Below are 17,712 nucleotides of genomic sequence, written 5' to 3'. Positions count from 1 at the left end.
ATGTCTCGCACCGGAGAAACTCTTCCCCATTCATCCTTATGGGCGATATGCTTCCGTATTAAAAAATAATACCAGCCATAGTAATTAGGAATAAGGCACAAAAAAGCGAATCTTGAAGGTCAAGATTCGCTTTTTTCATTTTATTTTCCATCGACGATGTCCTTAAAGATCTGGTAAGAGCGTTTTTGTTTCTCTGGATCAAAAATATAGGAAACCGCCATGATTTCATTAACATCATATTTTTCCTGAAATGAAGTCAATTGAGCTTTGATTGTCTCCTTACTTCCCATCAATGTCACACTGGACATGGACGATGCCATTTCCTTTTCCTGCGGGCTCCAGACGGCATCCATATCCTCCACCGGCGGCTGCAACGGTGTCCTGGATCCGCGGACAACATTCAAGAAAAATTGCTGCATGGTGGTGGATTCTCTCTTGGCTTCCTCGTCTGTTTCGGCAGCAATGACGTTCAGGCAAACGGTCATATACGGAGAATCCAAATACTCGGAAGGCTGGAATCGATTGCGGTAAATCGAAATCGCCTCCTCCATATATCTAGGGGCAAAATGAGAAGCAAATACATATGGCAGTCCTAATTTAGCCGCTAAATAGGCAGAATCAGTCGATGATCCTAAAATATAAATCGGTATATGCGTATCCGCGCCTGGATATGCCCTGACATATCCCTGCTCTTCCTCGGGCCCAAAGTAAGTGAGCAGGGACATTACATCCTCAGGAAACGTATAAACCGTATCATTCTGCGAACGCCTCAGGGCCTGTGCTGTCATCATGTCAGTACCTGGTGCCCTTCCAAGACCCAAATCCAGGCGGTCCGGGTAAATGGCAGCCATTGTGCCGAACTGTTCAGCCACAACCAAAGGTGAGTGATTAGGCAGCATGACTCCCCCTGAACCGACTCGTATTGATTTCGTATGCTCCAGGGTGTGCTTGATTAAAATGGAGGTAGCCGAGCTTACAAGCGTAGGTGTATTATGGTGCTCTGCAATCCAGTATCGTTTATATCCCATTCCCTCCACAGCCTGGGCTAAATCAACCATTGCATCAATTGCATCTTTTGGTTCCTGGCCCTGCCTGATCGGTGCTAAATTCAAGACAGAAATGGGTATATTTATATTGGTCATTGTGGTAAGATCCCTTCTAAAATAAGATTTATTCCTATCGTATCAAGCCACGGTTAAGAAACAAAATGGTTTGCTTGAAAATTCATGAATAGTGTTCCCTTTTTTTACGGGAAGCTAAAAACCAAAACTTCTCAGCAGCAGAATTTGTTTATTATTTGATAGAACGTGTATAGTACAAAATAAGACTTTTTGAGGAGGTTTAACAGGATGTCTTTCATTGGAATTGTCATCATCATTGTACTTGTATATTTTCTGATCATAAAACCGATGACCCAAAGGAATCGGAATCAGGGTTATGGCCCCGGAGGACCTTATAATCAGAACCAGGGATACGACCCTAGGTATAATCCAAATCAAGGTTATGACCCTGGAAGAAGTCCTTATAATCAGAATCCTAATCAATATGGTCCTGCCTATCCAGGCGGTATGGGCGGGTACGGTTCAGGAATGGGACGCTTCGGTACATTTGCCGGAGGACTTGCTGCCGGTGCACTGCTGAGCTATTTGTTTGAACAGGGAAGAATTGGATTTGACCAGTTTCAGTCACTGCAAGGACTTGGAGATCATGAACTGCTGAGAGAGCTGGAAGACCAAAATATTTTGCAGCAGGATGAAATTAATCAATTGCGCGATGAAATTGGCCAGGATGGCGGAAGTCAGGATGATGGAAATGCGCACGAGGATCAGAACGGCAGCAATGAAGATAATGGTCCGAACGACCAGCAGAATGATACTAATGGTGGCAGCTGGGATGATAACTCGGATGATAATTGGCTTTAGGTTCAGTGCTTCATAAAAAAGCTGCAGGCAAACCCATTTCACCTGGTTTGCCTGCAGCTGAATTTATAAAGACAGGTCTTTTATTTTTTCAATCCAATCCTTAAAATTCTCAAATTCACCCTTGCCAAATCCAAAATGTTCCTTTATGACCCTTACTGATTCTCTCTCTTTTTCATGAAAAACTCCATCTGAGTAAATCAGCTGAAAAAGCTCCGTGAGAACAATGTTCCGGGATCGTTCGCTTTGGAATTGCTGTAGGATATCATCAATAGGAAGGCCCTTGATTTGATAATCCTCAAGGCCCATTTCCTTTTTATATTTGTTTAAGATCGCACCTTCGTAAAAAGATACATTTCCGTCAATATTAGCCATCAGGACGGCTAATTCAAGAAATGCGTATTTTTCCTCCTGCTGGAGTTCTGCCAAAAACAATCACTTTCAACTCCTAATATGAATTACTGAATTACTCTATATATACGAACATGGTCTGATTAAGTTTCATTTTTTCTCCGGAACACAGAGGTGCTTTTTCTAATAATATAGGCCTCTCTCCATTGAACTATACAGGAAAAAGGCATATTGGATATCCTTAAAAAATTCAATCTTTTTACTTCATCCCCCATATTCCTTATTCAAGGATGGACGATGACTGCCTCTCCCTGTAGACAAGAGAATGCTTAAAAGCACCAGTGATGCACCAAAACAGCCTTTTGCAGACATTGTTTCATGGGCAAATACAAAGCCGAGCAGCGCTGCAAAAACAGGCTCCAGCGAAAAAATGAGACCTGTCCGTGCTGGGGATGTGTACCTTTGGGCGATGACCTGAAGGATAAACCCCATCGCGCTGCAGAGCACGCTGAGCACAAGGATGGAAACCCAGCTGTTCAGGGAGTCCGGCCAAGTTGGAGTTTCATAAATGAATGAGAGCAGCAAGCCGTATAATCCCGCAAAGCCCAGCTGGAGGATGCCAAGCTTCAATGTATCTACCTTCGGGGCGGCATGCCCCACCACAATGATATGGACCGCATAAAAGAGAGCGGCCGAAATACACAGAAGATCTCCTTCTGCAACTCTAAAGGGAGGCTTGAGGGTCAGAAAAGCGATTCCTGTGATGGCCAGAAGGATGCTGACAGCCAGTTTTCTCTCTATCTTCCGCTTTAGCACAAAAGCGTTAATCAAGGGAACAAAAACCACCGTCAGGCTGACTAAGAAACCCGCATTGGAGGTGCTTGTGGTATGTAAGCCGAAGGTAATGCATGTAAATATGAGAAACAGGATAACGCCTAGTATCATGGAATACTTCAGCTCAATCCATCGCAGAGAGCGCAGCCTGCTGAAAAAGATGCCCCCTGCCAGAAGAAAAGCCAGTCCAAAACGTAAGGCGATCAAGTTGAACTCCCCTAGCGAGCCAAGGCCCATCTTCATAAAAAGATAGGACGAACCCCAGAACATAGTAACGAGCAAAAGCAAAAGTTCCGCTCTTATCGGTTTCACTTTATTGCGCCCTCCAATCGGATCATGGTAATACCTTATTTAAACTTTCAGATAATTCTAACATTAATTTAGCTTTTATAATATTTAAATATTTACTTCGTAAAGCTTTTATACCGGTTCATCCTATTGGTTTATTCATCCTTGATTGGTTATACTTTTTAAAGATTAAATAATAACTAAGGCAGGAGGAATCCATAATGACAAAATACGCTTTTATAACCGGCGCAAATAAAGGAATCGGCTATGAAATGGTACGGCAGCTGGCGGAATCGAATTTTCAGGTGTTTTTAGGCGCACGGAATGAGGAGCTGGGTAAAAAGGCCGTAAAATCACTGGGCCTTTCTAATGTAGAGTTTATACCAGTTGATGTCACAAATTCAGAGTCCATTCAAAATGCATCCAGTAAAGTTCTTACATTCACCGGACATTTGGACTTGCTGATCAATAATGCAGGTGTTTCACTGGATCATCATACAACGCCTAGTGAATTGATGCTGGAAACACTCCGCCAGGAATTTGATGTGAATTTCTTTGGGGCATTTCAGATGATCCAAGCTTTCCTTCCATTAGTGAAAAAAGCACAAGGCGGAAAAATTATCAATGTAACCACTGATATGGCGTCACAGACCATGTTTGACAATGGAGAAACAGCCCCGATTAACGCGCTGGGCTATAATTCATCCAAAACAGCCATGAACGCTTTGACATTGGCCTTCGGCAAAGAATTCGGCCATCATGGACCTGAAATTTTCGGAGTTACTCCCGGTTTCACCACAACTGACCTGAACGGAAACGCTCCTGGCGGCCATACAACAGCTGAAAGCGCAAAAATTATTCTTAAATACGCATTAGGCTCTCAAAATTATAATGGTAAATTATTGAACCAGTCCGGTATCATCCCTTGGTAAAGAGTTCTGCCATAAAAATAGGGAATGAGGTCAGACCCCTTTTCTCAAACCTTATGGCATCGCACGGTCTTTTTTCCTAGTATTTCGTATTTATTATTTATCAATTTAGGAGTATGATAATATATAAAAAAATACGAAAGAGGTTATCCTGTGAGTTCAACATTTCCATCTGCAGAATCAACAAAAACAAAGGTGCTCGTTCTCAATGCTCTATTTATCGCTTTAACCTTTGTAGCGACCATGTTAATCCATATCAGGCTTCCTATCATGGGTAACGGAGGACTTATCCATCTTGGGAACCTTCCACTTTTTCTCGCAGCCTTGGTTTACGGTAAAAGAACCGGTGCCATAGCAGGTGCATTTGGAATGGCCTTGTCTGACGTGACAAGCGGCTGGGCAATCTGGGCGCCGTTTACTTTTGTCATTGTAGGAGTAATGGGCTATACAGCGGGACTTATATCCGAAAAAGTACCGGGTAACAGAACTCTTATAAATATACTTGCAGTGATTGCTGCGCTGGTGATAAAAATTGTGGGCTACTATTTCGCAGAAGTCATCCTTTACGGAAACTGGATCCAGCCTTTCGGCTCCGTTCCAGGCAACATCCTTCAGGTGGTCATCGCCGGTATTATCGTAGTCCCTCTTGTAAGCCGCCTTAAGAAAAGAACATAAATGAACAGGAAAAAGGCTTTGGTGAATACTACCAAAGCCTTTTTATTACTTATTCGCCTCTGGCCAGGCCTTCATGATCAGCAGCTGCAGGAGGCTCCTCCATCCATTCATGATCTATCAACAGATTAATGCCATCCTCAGCAATCAATGCTATCTCCGTATTCATGCGTGCGTAAGCGGCAGACAAATCTCGTCTTTGACACATCGATAAAGCTTCTCCGTAGTAACCAAGCGCTGCAGACAGCAGTGTTTCTATATGGTAGAGCATAAGTTTATCCGAAAAGGGAGCGGCTGTTGAATCCGTTACTTCTGATTCAAATATCCGGGGAATATGGAGGTTCTCTTCTTCCAGCATAGAACCCAGAATAGTAAAATGCCTTTTACAAAGCTTCCTCGCCCGTTCCATATAATCCAGTACCTTTTTATGCTGGCATACCTGGCTGAAGCCCAGCTCCAAAACCATTTTCACCATCGTTTTCTGCATATTCAGGTACACCCCGCTGATTTCAATGGCATTAATAGGCCGCCTTTTTCCAAACCAGCCTGTCATGTAGCCCTGTTTTTTTATAAATCCCACATGTTGATGGTTGTTCAGCGTGGGAGGCTTACTTTGAATTCCCTTTGATAAAGAAAGGCTGGTCACCCTGTCATATAAAACGAGTGTTTCGGATGTACAATCCATGAAGTATCTTCTTATGTCCTCACGGAGACAAACACTTGTGGCACCGGCATATCTCGTCAAGCCGTGAATGATCATAATCTGAAGATAGACAATTTTAAACGTATCCGTAAATAAGCTGGGCGCCTCCATATTCACATCTTGTTCGGTAAACCCAATTGGAACAGGATGGCCCTCCTGTTTTAAAAACTGCTTCGTTTGATCCAAATGACGTTCAGAAATATCGAGAGAAGACTGTAGTAAGGAGCGAATGCTTTCATCCTGCGTGTCTTTTATCATATATTTCAAAACGCATTTTGACATACTGTCACTCATGTATTGTGACCATATGACTGCTTGTTCTGATGCGTTCATTCTTGTTGGATGATGATCTTGTTCCATGATTATTCCTCCCGATTGCATTGAACAGGGCTCGATAAAAATATGTTTTGCATTTTTTCGAATTATACTCTTTCACTTGACGAAATAATTCAGGGGAATTCCCCCTTTGAAATGCTCTTATGGAAAAAAACTATCTTCCTTTTGTTTTAAAAAAATATTTTTGTGATATACAAATAAAGGAGTCTATTTTTAGGTTTTTTCTGCATGGTCGTATAAAATAAAATTATCTTTTTAATAGCGGACAGCCCTTGCATGAAATGACCCCGGCGCTAAGCGTTCTGCCCCTTCCAAGAACCGCCTGGAAAGAATCTTTTATAAGGAAACGGTTGCTGAAGGATAAAAATATGCATATATAGGGTATATACCTACTACGGGCAGCCGCTAAATTCTTTTGAAAAGCTGCTGCTGACAAAAAGGATTTTTTAAGTTTTTGCAGAAAAATGTAAATATGAGGTGATGATAAGATGAAAGTGAAATCTCTACTCCTAGGTGTGCTGACAGGCACGATTGTAGCGGGAGCCGGAACTCTTCTTGCTGCCCCTTCTTCAGGCAGGGAGCTTAGAAGGAGAATCCAGGAAAACAAAGATGAAATTATTTCCATTCTGAGTGATATTAAAGAAAAAGCCCTGGATGTGAAAAATGAAGTGATTTCTGCTTCAAGCACCAGTAAGGACAGCTTGAAGGCCTTCACAGCTGAAGTGAAGAATTTAATTCAGAACTGGCAGCAGGACATCGAGCCTCATAAATCGGAAATACAGATGAGGATCGCGGAAATTGAAGGGGCTATCCAAGAGCTTGAAGGAGTAGTAAGCACCCCCTCTTCAGAAGAAAAAGAAGCAAAGTAAAGAAGAGTATTCACGGAGACAAAAGGCCTGGACTTATTCCAGGTTCTTTTGCCCGGGTATACACATTCTGAAAAAATTAATTATTTCAGTAAAAAGAAATAACTTCCACTTTTTATTACCCATCTGTCATGTCCCTTGCATTTACCTGGCCCATTCTTGATACATAAGGCATTCAGCCCTTTATTTCCTTGCCCCTCACCTTAATGTCTGTGGTAAAAATAAATTTTTTTCTCGTAAATTCAAAAAATTATGTTTTTTTACTTTATAAGTTATTATTTTATTGTCATAATAAAAAGTAGATTAGTTTTTTGCGAAGCCTGGCTGCTTTTTGATATTTCACAGGGTGGCCCTGGGCTCTGGCTATTCACTCCGAGAATAGAGGATATTCCCAAACAGCCAGTAAATAGATTAACGCAGCATCTTATCTAAAAAAGCCATAACTAAAAAAGTGGGTGAACCTTTTATGCCTGAAAAAAATTATTCCATGAAAGAAGCAATGTTATTCAGCCAAAGAATTGCTCAGCTAAGTAAAGCACTTTGGAAGTCCGTTGAAAAAGACTGGCAGCAATGGATCAAGCCTTATAACCTGAATATCAATGAACATCATATTCTATGGATCTCTTATCACCTTAACGGTGCGTCCATTTCTGATGTGGCCAAGTTTGGGGTCATGCATGTTTCTACTGCGTTCAATTTTTCAAAAAAGCTGGAAGAAAGAGGACTCCTTCAATTTTCAAAAAAAGAGAACGATAAACGGAATACGTATATCCAGATTACCGAAGAAGGGGAAAACATCCTATTGGACCTCATGGAAACATACGATCCTTCCCACAATGCAGCGTTCAGCGGCGCCCTTCCATTAAGAGAACTATATGGGAGATTTCCCGACATGGTCGAAATGATGGCGGTGATCCGCAATATCTATGGTGAAGACTTCATGGAAATTTTCGAGCGCTCCTTCTCCAATATAGAAAAAGAATTTGTCGACAATAATGGGGTCCTTATTAAAAAGGAAGCGGTGAACGAAACAAAGACAAGTTGAATACGCATACATTGCAAAGCGGAAAATCCCAGTCCCCTTCCGCTTTTCGTCCTTCTTTTCATTGTTCGGCACTTCACAATCATATCATCCACTAGGACTTTACAAAAAGAATCCTTCCTCTCTTTGTTTTTTTTACCCAAGTATTTCTTACTATCTTTTTTCCAGATTATTTGGTATCGTATTTATAAAATTTGTTTTTTTGCAGAAGGAGGGGATTTCAGGTTGCTATCGCTTTTTTACAGTCTTCTTGCTTTGATCATTTTATTCTTTACTAATCAAATGACTGCCTCATTATGTATTCAAAAAGAAATCCCTGAAGATCGGCAGCCAGGGGTTTTCCGGACTATTAATGTGCTTATTACTATTTTATTAATCTCATCTTATGTTGAAATATTATTTACATAGATTTGAGACTGTTGCCCGATCTCATTTTTAAACCAAAGGTGAAGCTGACACAGCTTCACCTTCTTTAATTTATAGTTTGTCTGCATGTCTGCATGGATTTATCAGTCCAGCAGATTAGTATCCCCACCAGGATGCACCAATGATAATTAGAAGGATAAATAGGACAACCAGTAAAGCAAAGCCTCCTCCGTAAGCTCCGGACATACTTTTTCCTCCTTTCAAAGAAAAAGATAAGCTGTTAAGTGAAAGGGAATGGCCTGGCTGTTTAGGACCAAAAACTTTGTCATGTTTTTCCGCCATTCAACTCTGTCACTTACGTTATCATATGTATCCCCCAGAGCTTTGGATAGGCGGATGACGGATATTACGGCAAACATTTTTCCGAAATTTTTTCCCTGGGAATTAATTTATGTTATGATTATCCTTGTGGATTTAATTGCCACGAAATACAAAATGGGAGTTGTTAACATGAAGAAATGGGCATTATCCATTGCTGTTACAGCAGGACTTTTAGGATTAACGGCCTGTAGTAATAATGGCGGAGGCTCCGATAAAGTTGTCGAATCCAAAGCCGGCGATGTTACAAAGGACGACCTATATAACTCAATGAAATCACATTATGGGAATAAAGCTCTGCAAGACCTTGTTTATGAAAAGGTTTTGTCAAAGAATTATAAGGTGACAAACAAGGAAATTAACGATAAAGTTGCCAAAGTTAAAGAAGAGCTTGGCGACCAATTCGGTATGGCCCTTCAGCAATATGGCTATAAAGATGAAGCCGATCTTAAGCACTCCTTCAAAATCGGCCTCCTTCAGGAAAAAGCGGCTGTCAAAGATGTAAAGGCGACAGATAAAGAAGTGAAGGACGCTTATAATAACTATCAGCCTCAAGTTCATGCCCGCCATATTTTGGTGCAGGATGAAAAGACTGCCCAGGATATTAAGGCTCGTCTTGATAAAGGCGAGAAGTTTGAAGATCTGGCTAAAAAATACTCAAAAGATCCTGGATCTGCCTCTAAAGGCGGAGACCTTGGCTGGTTCGGCCCTGGTCAAATGGTTCCTGAGTTCGAAACTGCAACTTACAAGCTGAAAAAGAACGAAATCAGCCAGCCTGTCAAATCAGATAACGGCTACCATGTCATCCAGCTTCTTGATAAGAAAGAGAAAAAGTCTTTTGACGATATGAAGAAAGAGCTTGAGTATCAAGTAAAAGTGGCCAAGCTTACTCCTGAAATCGTCCAAAAGGCTATGGATCGCGAGCTTAAAGCAGCAAAAGTGGACATCAAGGATAAAGACCTGAAAGATGCCCTTAAAACTTCAACTGGACAGCAGCCGCAGCAGCCTGCTCAGTAATCCATTTAGAAAAAACTAAAAGAGGCATGCCCCCTTCTAAAACAGCTCTAAGCCATATGCTTAGAAGGCTGCAGCAGGGGGCTGCCTCTTTTTTGATTATCTTTTCATTCTTTACTAGTCTCTTGTTTTGCTTTTTAAACAATCAGCTTTGTATCCGGTTCTTCTTCTGCCCCTTCATTCCTCTTTCTCTTTTCTTCCTCCATCCGCTCTATATATTTCATTCCCTCTTCCTCAATCCAGGCCATCTCAAGCCTTTTATCCTCCAAAGCTGTTTTAAGTGTCATAAATGCACTGCTGGCAATTCCGGCTATAACAAACCATACCCATACAGGCATATCGTCTCCCCTTTCCATCGGGCTGTCCCCTATCTATCCTGAATGTATGCGGCTTCCTTAAAAAAAATGCTTCTTCATAATAGAAGAAGCATTTTTAAAACCATTATTTTTGAAAAGAAGGCTTGTAAAAACTCCTGTTTTCCAATGCGAAGACCCGCTCGCTGAACTCGCCTGGCTTGACTCTTTCAAGTGCCCGGTCGAGCATGTTGATCTTGGCATCCAGATTATCGATATAATGCAGAATTTCCGCTTCTCTGATCATCGGCGGCTTAGGGCTTCCCCATTCAGCCTTGCCATGATGGGAAAGGACAAGATGCTGAAGCACCATGATCTCTTCTCCCTCAATTCCCAGTTCTTCGGCTGCCTTACCAATTTCATTCACCATGATCGTAATATGCCCTAATAGATTCCCCTCGATCGTATAGGAAGTGGAAATCGGGCCTGACAGCTCGATCACCTTCCCAAGATCATGGAGAATCACTCCTGCAAATAAAAGATCTTTATCCAGGCTAGGATACAGGGACGCAATTCCCTTGGCTAGATCGAGCATGGATACCACATGATACGCAAGGCCAGACATGAACTCATGATGGTTCTTGGTTGCCGCCGGATAGGTCAGGAATTCCTGATAATGCTTCTTCAATAGATGGCGGGTGATTCTTTGGATATTAGGGTTTCTCATTTCAAAGATATATTGAGTGATTTTATCAGCCATGACATCCTGGCTTAGCGGCGCCGTAGGAATCAATTCTGATATATTCACAGAATCATTTTCATTTGTAAGCCTTATGTTACGGATCTTCAGCTGGCTCCTGCCCCTGTAATTCTGAACTTCCCCCGACAGCTTCACCGTATTTTCCGCACTGTAATTTTTTTCATCGGCGTCGCTGATATCCCAAAGCTTAGCTTCAATTTCACCGGATTTATCAGACAGATACAGCGTTAAAAACGGCTTGCCGTTGCTGGCAATTCCCTTAACGCTGCTTTTTATAAACATATAGGCATCAACTGACTCGCCGACACCGTAATGGGCAATCCCTTTTTCCATTTCGTTCTCCTTTCAATTTAAATGCTATTTCATAGTATACCATATTGATAGTGATTTAAGGAGCAGCAAGAAACGGAGTCAATCCCAATTATCCCCTTGACCTTGCTGGAAGTCTTTCATCATTTTTAAGGATGTGTACATCTCCTTCAGAAAATGTTTCAAGCAGATGACCGTGGCAGGTGAAAAAGATTACTTGAGCCTCCTCCTTTATGCCTTCAAGGAGCTGAAGCATCCGCAGCGTCCGTTCCCTGTCAAAATTTACGAAGCTGTCATCAATAATGATCGGAAAAGGCTCACCTTCCGCCGTTGATAGAGCGAGCGCCAGCCTGATTGACACATAGGCCTGCTCAGAGGTTCCACGGCTGACTTCTCCAGGCTCAAAAAGAGTCCCATTCTTGTCCTGAAGCTGAAGCCCGCCTGCCCCTCCTCCTAAATGGAGAGATGAATACTGCCCTTCTGTAAGAAAGGAAAAATACTCTTCCGCTTTCTTTATGATCTTTGGCAGCCTTTCATTTTTAAACGTATCAACCGTCCGGTCCAGCAGAGATTTGGCCGCCGCATATTCAGCCCATCTCTTAGCATCCTCCTGGAATTCAGACCTTTTTTGATAAAAAGCATGCAGGAGCTCCGAGTAGGTACCGCCTTCTTCTATTCCGGCTATTTTCAGCTGTGCCTCCGCAATCGCCTTAATAAGCCCATCTTCTTCCTGTATCCATTGCTTCCTGCTTTCCTCCAGCTCATGTACATGGTAGGGACTCACACCGATCGTTGTATATTCCTCTATTTCACGGTCTGAGAGTCCTGAATTTTGCAGCTGTCCTTTCAATCTCTTCAAGGATTTTAAGGCTTCTTCTGCTTCTGTATAAATCCTGGCAATCCTTCTGAAGTCCTCTTCCCCTTCCGCTCCAGCTGCGCGAAAAAGCTCTGATATTTCGTTTCTGACATAGGTGACTTTTTGTTCATTTTCTTTAATCTGCATTTCTGCTTCTTCCGCTTTTTCAAGGAGCTGTCTAAAGGATCGATCCAGGTCGAGGTTACTTTTCAAGACTGTTTTTAACTCTGAGGCAGCCTCCCTCCATACCGGAGCTGATAGCGAAAGCCCGGAAGAAAGACGGAGGATTTTATCCTTTTGGACAGATGCCTTCTCAAGCTCTTCTTCCATCTGTTCGCTTAATCTGCGGATTTCAAGGGAATTATCCTTTACTTTTTTTAATGTAGTAAATATGAGTCCCAGATATTGCGGATGCGTTTCACGGGGGAAACGCAGCTCCAGGAATGCCTGTGCTATTCTCTGTTCATTATCCTTCCACTCGACCTCCCATCTTTCAAAGGAGTCAATGACCTTATCGAATGCATGCTCTTGTTCCTGATATTTAATCTTTTTCTCCTGGATAGCTCTCTGCAGCTCTATGTCCCGATCGAGAAGAGCCTGCTTGGAGAAATCCCAGCCTTTGTCCCGGGAAGCCTGCTCCAATTTTTCTTTTTGGGAGGACAGCTCAGCCAGCTCCTGCTTTAATTCGTTCACTGCACCTTCCGCATTTTTCAGCGGTCGGTATAAAAACAAGGCACCCGCCGCAATTCCGCCCAGGATACCGGCAAGATACTGTTTAAAGAACAGGAGGCAGGCGATAGAGAGAACCATCAGAATTACACTGGCTCCCTGTGCAAAAAGCTGTTTTCGTTTTAGTCTCTCGACTTTCTTTTTCTGTTCCTTGAGCCTTTTATTTACTCTCTCTATCTGGCCCAGAATCAGTTCCCTCTTTACCTCTGCATGGCTGGAATCCTGGCTGCTTTTACGGATTTGTTCAAGCTTTATCCGTTCTTCCTGTGAAAGCAGCCGATGTTCCAGTTCGGAAATCGACTTTTCCGTTTCCTCCAGTTTTTCTCTGTCCTCCTTCAGCCGCTCATCCAGCTGCTCTTTCATATGAAGGCTCTTTTGATGGTTCCTTTCCAGGGTGCTTATTCGTTCTTTTGTTAAAGTCCCAGTGTCTAGACTCAGGATTTCCTCCTCTGATAAGGGACTGCCTATTTCCTGCAGGTGCTGCTCGTTTTCGGACGCCTTTGCGCGGATCTGTGCCTGAATTTGGCCGATCATGGTCTCAGCCTGAAGAAGGGCGGGGACATGATCCAGGGCACGTTCTATTTCTGCCTCCTGTTCCATAACAAGGGGGTCAGGCTTGATTTGCTCCAGTTTCATCCTTACATCCTTCAGCTTTTCCCTTTGGGCCGTAAGTTCGGCTCCGTAATGATTTTCCAGATTGACCAGTTCCTGCAGCCGGTTCAGGCCGTCTTCAGGAAAATCGATGATCTTTCCTGCTTCAGCTGCCCTCTCCTGCTCGGCTTGTTCATGGAGCAGGGATTTGATCCTTAGGTAGTCACGATACTTTATGACTCTCTGTTCAGCTTCCTGTTTTTTATCCCTGAGATTCTGGAGCCGCTCCCTGTCTTGGATTGACTGTGCTAAAAGAAGCTCATATTCCTTTTGCATGCCCATGGCTTTGTTAAGATCGGCCTGAAGCGTCCGCAGCTCCTTCAGCTTCCGATTCAATACAGGCTTAGATCCGGCGGGCTTAAACAGGGCATCCATTTCCTTCTGTAATTTTCCTTCCGCATATGTAAGCGTATCGTTCCCAATCATCCCGGCTGAAAGCAGGAACTTGCCAATATCATTTTCATTCACCTTTTGAAGTTCCTGAAGTCCGGTCAGATCAAATGAGTAAATCGATTGGAAGGTATTTTTATCCAGTCCCTTAAGCAGTTCCTTCAGGCTTTCCTCCCCTCCGGCGATTTTATTCTGGAAGGCTACTGTTACATCACCGGCCGCTTTTCCTTTGACCCGTTCAATAGAAACAAGACCTTCTGCTTCTGTTTCGACAATCAGTCTCCCGCCATACTTGGAATGATGCTTCGGTTCATATCTGGCACTATTCTGGTTCTTCGCAGGAAAGCCAAAAAGCACGCTGTGAATAAACGACATGATTGTGGACTTACCGGCCTCATTCTGTCCGAAGAAAACCTGGAGATTCTTAATATCTGTAAAGGATCGGTTCTCAAGCTTTCCGTAGCCGTAGATATGAATTTCCTTTATTTTCATTTCGCGCCTCCATTCAGCAGCTCCAGTACTAATCGTGTGGAACGGTCCAGTATTTCGTCCGCAGCCATGTTGTCAAGATCAAGATACTTCCTAGCCTGCGGGTGCTTAAAGAGAGCAGCGGCGGCCGCCTCCATTTCGAAGGCCTCCCCTTTAGAAATGCTCAGCAGTTCCTGTATAAAAGGGTTGGACTCCTCATAGACAGCTGTTTCCCGGGTTTGGATCTTAAGAGAATGCACCCATACAAAATCATCATCCAAATACTCCTCCTGGAGGATTTCCAATATTCCATCGGAGATTTCCCTGGTCTCAAGTCCCTTTGCTTTTAGTTCAATCCTTATTTCCAAAAAGACTCCCTTACCCGGTCTTCCGGCGAGCATCACCTGCTCCCTGCATACATCCAGCAGATCATCAAATCCCTGGAATTCGTCTACTTCAAGCTGCGCCGTCTCCCAGATGATATCAGAGGTTTCTATAAAATGCCGTTCCATATGGCCTTCACTCAACTTGATTAAATAACAGCCTTTATCTCCCTGCTCGTTTTTATGCCTGCCCTGGATATTGCCAGGATAGATAATTCCAGGGTAGTCATAAAGCTCCTGCCTTTTATGGATATGCCCGAGCGCCCAGTAGTCCATGTCTTTCTCAAGAAGCTCTTCCAGTGTAAAGGGTGCGTAATTTCCATGCTCTGAACTGCCTTCAAGATTCCCATGAAGCATGGCGATATGAAAATCGGCTCCCCCGGATTTTGTATAACGGGCTGCCATTCTCTCGAACACATGCCTCTCTGGATAGCTGAAGCCATAGATTTGGACTCTGGCCCCATCAGCCGTCTCAAGGAATTTCACCTCTGGTTCTCCTTTGTAAATGTGGACATTAGGAGGAAAGTCCAATTTGACCCAGCTCCCGCTCAGATGATCATGATTCCCATGGATCACATATACCGGTATGTGTTGGGCAGAAAGCCGTTCCATTTCCTTCCTGAACCTGACCTGCGCCCGTATGCTCCGGTTCTCACCATCATAAATATCGCCCGAGATCAGGACAAAATCCACCTGGCGTGAGATCGCTGCGGTTACAATCCGCTCAAAGGCCAGGAATGCCGCTTCCCTGAGCCTGCCTATAATAGGATCAGGGATATCTTTAATACCAGTAAAAGGACTGTCTAAATGTAAATCTGCTGTATGTATAAACTTGATTTCTCCCATAAAAAAGCTCCCTTCCAATTGTTCCGTGAGCTATATTTCTATTATTTTATCACATTAAAAAGGGGCAGGCCGTATTCCCGGGGAATTGGCCTGACCCTTTTTATTTTTGCGATAATGCTTTTTTTATATCTTTAAACGAGCTGGATTTACTATATAAAAGGACTCCTCCTTTATACACCTTCGCCCCGAATACAGCAAGGGCTCCAATGGAGGCAAGCAGCAGCACGATACTCAGGATGATTTCCCAGAGAGGAACATCCAGCATCCCCACTCTGAGGAACATAAGCAGAGGGCTGAAGAAGGGAATAAAAGACATGATGGTAATAAAGGATAAATCCGGCTTTCCTAAACCAAACATGGCTAGCATAAAACCGATAACAACCAGCCAGGTCATAGGGCCGATGGTCTGCTGCAGATCCTCCACCCTGCTGACGAGCGAACCAAGAAAGGCTGCGAGCGTTGCATAAAGGAAATAGCCAAGAATGGCGAACAAGATTCCGTAGAATATGGTGGCCACAGGCAATTGATCAAAATTAAAGAAAGGAATGCCTGTCTCACGTATCGACTCTAGATTTTTTTTGAAAGAAGCATAGCCCACTAGGAAGAATAAAGCCAGCTGAGTTATGCTTAACAGCGATATTCCGAGGATCTTTGCAAACATCTGCTGAACCGGCGAAACGCTCGAAACCAGTATTTCCATGACCCGTGACGTTTTTTCCTGCGCCACTTCCATTGCGATCATATTCCCATACATCAGCACCGAAATATAAATCACAAACAGGATGATGTATACAAACCCTCTCGCCTGATTAAGCTCTTCCTCTGTCTTTGCATCTTTTTTCAGAGGGACCACATGAAAATCAACCGGCTTGTAAAGGGCCGCAGCCTGTTCTTGCTGAAGATTCAATTTCTTCGTAATCAAAACACTTTTTGATTGCTGAAGAGCTGACTGAAGCTGGGAGCTGATGCTGGTGTCTGAAATCGTTTCCGATTTATAGGTACCCTTCGGCAGTCCTTCCGCATCAGATTCTACCAGCAGATATCCTTCAATCTTGCCCTTTTGCTCCAGCTTTTTTGCTGCCTCCTCACTTTCCGCTTTTATAAGCGTAAAATCCGGTTTCAAAATGTTTAGCTGCTGCTGGAGTAAGGGGTATTGTTCAGGATCCGCAGTTACTGCAGCTACCTGATCCTTGCTGTCGTCCCCTTCAAACAAATTAATGATCTTCGTGATATTAGTTGCTCCCAAGGCAAAAAGCAGCATGATCAACGTCGAAATAATGAACGACTTAGATTTGACCTTTGTTAAGTAGGTATGCCAAAAGATAATCCAGAACTTATTCATATGCAGCACCCACTTTTTCAATAAATATATCATTCAAGGAAGGCTCCTCGATTTCAAACTTCCGGATGAACCCCTTTTTCACAATATCCTTTAATATGCCCTCCGCTGCCTCTTCTCCCGTAATCTGGAGAATCACACCTTCAGTCACAGGCTTCGCCTTGACCACACCTGGAAAATCCTTCAGGAAAGATAAATCAAAGTCCGCATGGATCGATAGATTTTTTTTGCCGAAAGAGCGCTTGATTTCCTTTAAAGCCCCATGAACAACAGGGCTGCCCTTATGCATGATGCACAGATTCTCACACAGCTCCTCCACGTGCTCCATTCTATGGCTTGAAAATACAATCGTCGTTCCTTTTGCCTTTAATTCCATGACAGCGTCCTTAAGGAGCTCCACATTCACCGGATCCAGACCGCTGAATGGTTCATCCAGAATTAAAAGCTCTGGTTTATGTATAATCGCTGCAATGACCTGGATCTTCTGCTGATTCCCTTTGGACAGTTCTTCCACTTTCTTATTGAGATATTCCGGTACCTTGAATCGATCCAGCCAGTACTCAAGCTCCCTCAGGGCCGCCGCCTTATCCATGCCTCTCAATCTGGCAAGATAGACAATCTGATCTTTCACCTTCAGCTTTGGATAAAGCCCCCTCTCTTCCGGGAGATAGCCGATTTTCGAACTCTTGGAATAATCGATTTTCTCTCCATTCCAGTGGATCTCCCCCCTGGTAGGTTCAAGCAGCCCCAGAATCATTCGAAAGGTCGTCGTTTTGCCCGCTCCATTGCCTCCCAAAAAACCAAACATCTCATTTTCAGGGATGACGAAGCTCAGCGAATTGACCGCTGTAAAACTCCCAAACTCCTTGGAAACATTCTTAATCTCAAGGACCATTACATTGCTCCTTTCCCTTCCATTCTCCTATGATAATAGTAGATTATGGTAATGACTTCAATGCTTCTTTGAAATTAACTCTTTTTTGAGGGAGT

At 43.3% G+C, this 17,712-nt stretch carries 18 protein-coding genes; 7 read left to right on the top strand and 11 right to left on the bottom strand.

The features are described from left to right. Positions 1–140: 140 nt before the first annotated feature. A complete protein-coding gene (locus H539_RS0105230) occupies positions 141–1,142 on the bottom strand; it encodes an LLM class flavin-dependent oxidoreductase (protein ID WP_026692659.1) in 1,002 nt (333 codons plus the stop codon). A gap of 207 nt (positions 1,143–1,349) precedes the next feature. Here H539_RS0105230 and H539_RS0105225 point away from each other — a divergent pair, with 207 nt between their 5' ends. Further along, the gene (locus tag H539_RS0105225) at positions 1,350–1,922 is read left to right on the top strand and encodes a hypothetical protein (protein WP_026692658.1); all 573 of its coding nucleotides are present in this window, start codon (positions 1,350–1,352) and stop codon (positions 1,920–1,922) included. Positions 1,923–1,985: 63 nt separating this feature from the next. On the opposite strand, the gene H539_RS0105220 is transcribed toward H539_RS0105225, so the two are convergent. Beyond that, positions 1,986–2,354, bottom strand: coding sequence for a TerB family tellurite resistance protein (locus H539_RS0105220; RefSeq protein ID WP_026692657.1), 369 nt, complete (start codon positions 2,352–2,354; stop codon positions 1,986–1,988). Between the two features lie 180 nt (positions 2,355–2,534). Next, positions 2,535–3,416 carry a DMT family transporter gene (locus H539_RS0105215; protein ID WP_026692656.1) on the bottom strand — a complete coding sequence of 294 codons (882 nt, stop codon included), beginning with the start codon at positions 3,414–3,416 and terminating at the stop codon, positions 2,535–2,537. Between the two features lie 197 nt (positions 3,417–3,613). On the opposite strand from H539_RS0105215, the gene H539_RS0105210 reads away from it, so the two are divergent. Further along, the gene (locus H539_RS0105210) at positions 3,614–4,324 is read left to right on the top strand and encodes an SDR family NAD(P)-dependent oxidoreductase (protein ID WP_026692655.1); all 711 of its coding nucleotides are present in this window, start codon (positions 3,614–3,616) and stop codon (positions 4,322–4,324) included. A 150-nt stretch (positions 4,325–4,474) separates the two neighbouring features. After that, positions 4,475–4,996: an ECF transporter S component gene (locus H539_RS0105205; RefSeq protein WP_026692654.1), complete on the top strand. Its 522-nt coding sequence runs from the start codon at positions 4,475–4,477 to the stop codon at positions 4,994–4,996. A 49-nt stretch (positions 4,997–5,045) separates the two neighbouring features. Here H539_RS0105205 and H539_RS0105200 read toward each other — a convergent pair whose 3' ends face one another. Next, the gene (locus H539_RS0105200; RefSeq protein ID WP_026692653.1) at positions 5,046–6,056 is read right to left on the bottom strand and encodes a DUF3231 family protein; all 1,011 of its coding nucleotides are present in this window, start codon (positions 6,054–6,056) and stop codon (positions 5,046–5,048) included. 464 nt (positions 6,057–6,520) lie between these two features. Between H539_RS0105200 and H539_RS0105195 the strand changes: the two genes are divergently transcribed. The 3 genes from H539_RS0105195 (at position 6,521) to H539_RS32735 (ending at position 8,348) form a co-directional block, all read left to right on the top strand. Next, entirely contained in the window at positions 6,521–6,901 is a 381-nt protein-coding gene (locus tag H539_RS0105195) for a YtxH domain-containing protein (protein WP_026692652.1), read from the top strand. 463 nt (positions 6,902–7,364) lie between these two features. Next, entirely contained in the window at positions 7,365–7,943 is a 579-nt protein-coding gene (locus tag H539_RS0105190; protein ID WP_026692651.1) for an HTH-type transcriptional regulator Hpr, read from the top strand. Between the two features lie 222 nt (positions 7,944–8,165). After that, on the top strand, positions 8,166–8,348 hold the full coding sequence (locus H539_RS32735) for a hypothetical protein (RefSeq protein WP_026692650.1): 183 nt from the start codon (positions 8,166–8,168) through the stop codon (positions 8,346–8,348). Positions 8,349–8,462: 114 nt separating this feature from the next. Here H539_RS32735 and H539_RS27780 read toward each other — a convergent pair whose 3' ends face one another. Next, positions 8,463–8,552, bottom strand: a complete 90-nt coding sequence (locus tag H539_RS27780) for a YjcZ family sporulation protein (RefSeq protein WP_035321961.1) — start codon at positions 8,550–8,552, stop codon at positions 8,463–8,465. A 264-nt stretch (positions 8,553–8,816) separates the two neighbouring features. Between H539_RS27780 and H539_RS0105175 the strand changes: the two genes are divergently transcribed. After that, positions 8,817–9,701, top strand: a complete 885-nt coding sequence (locus H539_RS0105175; RefSeq protein ID WP_026692649.1) for a peptidylprolyl isomerase — start codon at positions 8,817–8,819, stop codon at positions 9,699–9,701. A 134-nt stretch (positions 9,702–9,835) separates the two neighbouring features. Here the strand turns inward: H539_RS0105175 and H539_RS0105170 are convergent, their stop codons facing one another. The 6 genes from H539_RS0105170 to H539_RS0105145 all read right to left on the bottom strand — a co-directional run bounded on the left by H539_RS0105170 (position 9,836) and on the right by H539_RS0105145 (position 17,617). Continuing rightward, entirely contained in the window at positions 9,836–10,054 is a 219-nt protein-coding gene (locus H539_RS0105170; protein ID WP_026692648.1) for a sporulation YhaL family protein, read from the bottom strand. 85 nt (positions 10,055–10,139) lie between these two features. Beyond that, positions 10,140–11,084 carry a 3'-5' exoribonuclease YhaM gene (gene yhaM, locus H539_RS0105165; RefSeq protein ID WP_026692647.1) on the bottom strand — a complete coding sequence of 315 codons (945 nt, stop codon included), beginning with the start codon at positions 11,082–11,084 and terminating at the stop codon, positions 10,140–10,142. Between the two features lie 88 nt (positions 11,085–11,172). Continuing rightward, positions 11,173–14,178 (bottom strand): AAA family ATPase, encoded by a 3,006-nt coding sequence (locus H539_RS0105160; protein ID WP_026692646.1) that lies wholly within the window; start codon positions 14,176–14,178, stop codon positions 11,173–11,175. Next, entirely contained in the window at positions 14,175–15,383 is a 1,209-nt protein-coding gene (locus H539_RS0105155; RefSeq protein ID WP_026692645.1) for a metallophosphoesterase family protein, read from the bottom strand. Before H539_RS0105155 ends, H539_RS0105160 begins: the two co-directional genes overlap by 4 nt. A gap of 100 nt (positions 15,384–15,483) precedes the next feature. Next, the gene (locus H539_RS0105150; RefSeq protein WP_026692644.1) at positions 15,484–16,725 is read right to left on the bottom strand and encodes an ABC transporter permease; all 1,242 of its coding nucleotides are present in this window, start codon (positions 16,723–16,725) and stop codon (positions 15,484–15,486) included. Continuing rightward, positions 16,718–17,617, bottom strand: a complete 900-nt coding sequence (locus tag H539_RS0105145; protein ID WP_026692643.1) for an ABC transporter ATP-binding protein — start codon at positions 17,615–17,617, stop codon at positions 16,718–16,720. The genes H539_RS0105150 and H539_RS0105145 overlap by 8 nt, the downstream gene beginning before the upstream one ends. Positions 17,618–17,712: the final 95 nt, after the last annotated feature.

Origin of the sequence: Peribacillus kribbensis DSM 17871, assembly GCF_000430765.1 — a bacterium.
Classification (GTDB): Bacteria; Bacillota; Bacilli; order Bacillales; family DSM-1321; genus Paraperibacillus; species Paraperibacillus kribbensis.
This window is presented reverse-complemented; position numbering and strand designations above follow the sequence as displayed.

Coding starts and splice junctions, on each gene's coding strand:
- H539_RS0105230 (WP_026692659.1), bottom strand. CDS start 1,142: ATGACCAATATAAATATACCCATTTCTGTCTTGAATTTAGCACCGATC.
- H539_RS0105225 (WP_026692658.1), top strand. CDS start 1,350: ATGTCTTTCATTGGAATTGTCATCATCATTGTACTTGTATATTTTCTG.
- H539_RS0105210 (WP_026692655.1), top strand. CDS start 3,614: ATGACAAAATACGCTTTTATAACCGGCGCAAATAAAGGAATCGGCTAT.
- H539_RS0105200 (WP_026692653.1), bottom strand. CDS start 6,056: ATGGAACAAGATCATCATCCAACAAGAATGAACGCATCAGAACAAGCA.
- H539_RS0105195 (WP_026692652.1), top strand. CDS start 6,521: ATGAAAGTGAAATCTCTACTCCTAGGTGTGCTGACAGGCACGATTGTA.
- H539_RS0105190 (WP_026692651.1), top strand. CDS start 7,365: ATGCCTGAAAAAAATTATTCCATGAAAGAAGCAATGTTATTCAGCCAA.
- H539_RS27780 (WP_035321961.1), bottom strand. CDS start 8,552: ATGTCCGGAGCTTACGGAGGAGGCTTTGCTTTACTGGTTGTCCTATTT.
- H539_RS0105175 (WP_026692649.1), top strand. CDS start 8,817: ATGAAGAAATGGGCATTATCCATTGCTGTTACAGCAGGACTTTTAGGA.
- H539_RS0105170 (WP_026692648.1), bottom strand. CDS start 10,054: ATGGAAAGGGGAGACGATATGCCTGTATGGGTATGGTTTGTTATAGCC.
- yhaM (WP_026692647.1), bottom strand. CDS start 11,084: ATGGAAAAAGGGATTGCCCATTACGGTGTCGGCGAGTCAGTTGATGCC.
- H539_RS0105160 (WP_026692646.1), bottom strand. CDS start 14,178: ATGAAAATAAAGGAAATTCATATCTACGGCTACGGAAAGCTTGAGAAC.
- H539_RS0105155 (WP_026692645.1), bottom strand. CDS start 15,383: ATGGGAGAAATCAAGTTTATACATACAGCAGATTTACATTTAGACAGT.
- H539_RS0105150 (WP_026692644.1), bottom strand. CDS start 16,725: ATGAATAAGTTCTGGATTATCTTTTGGCATACCTACTTAACAAAGGTC.
- H539_RS0105145 (WP_026692643.1), bottom strand. CDS start 17,617: ATGGTCCTTGAGATTAAGAATGTTTCCAAGGAGTTTGGGAGTTTTACA.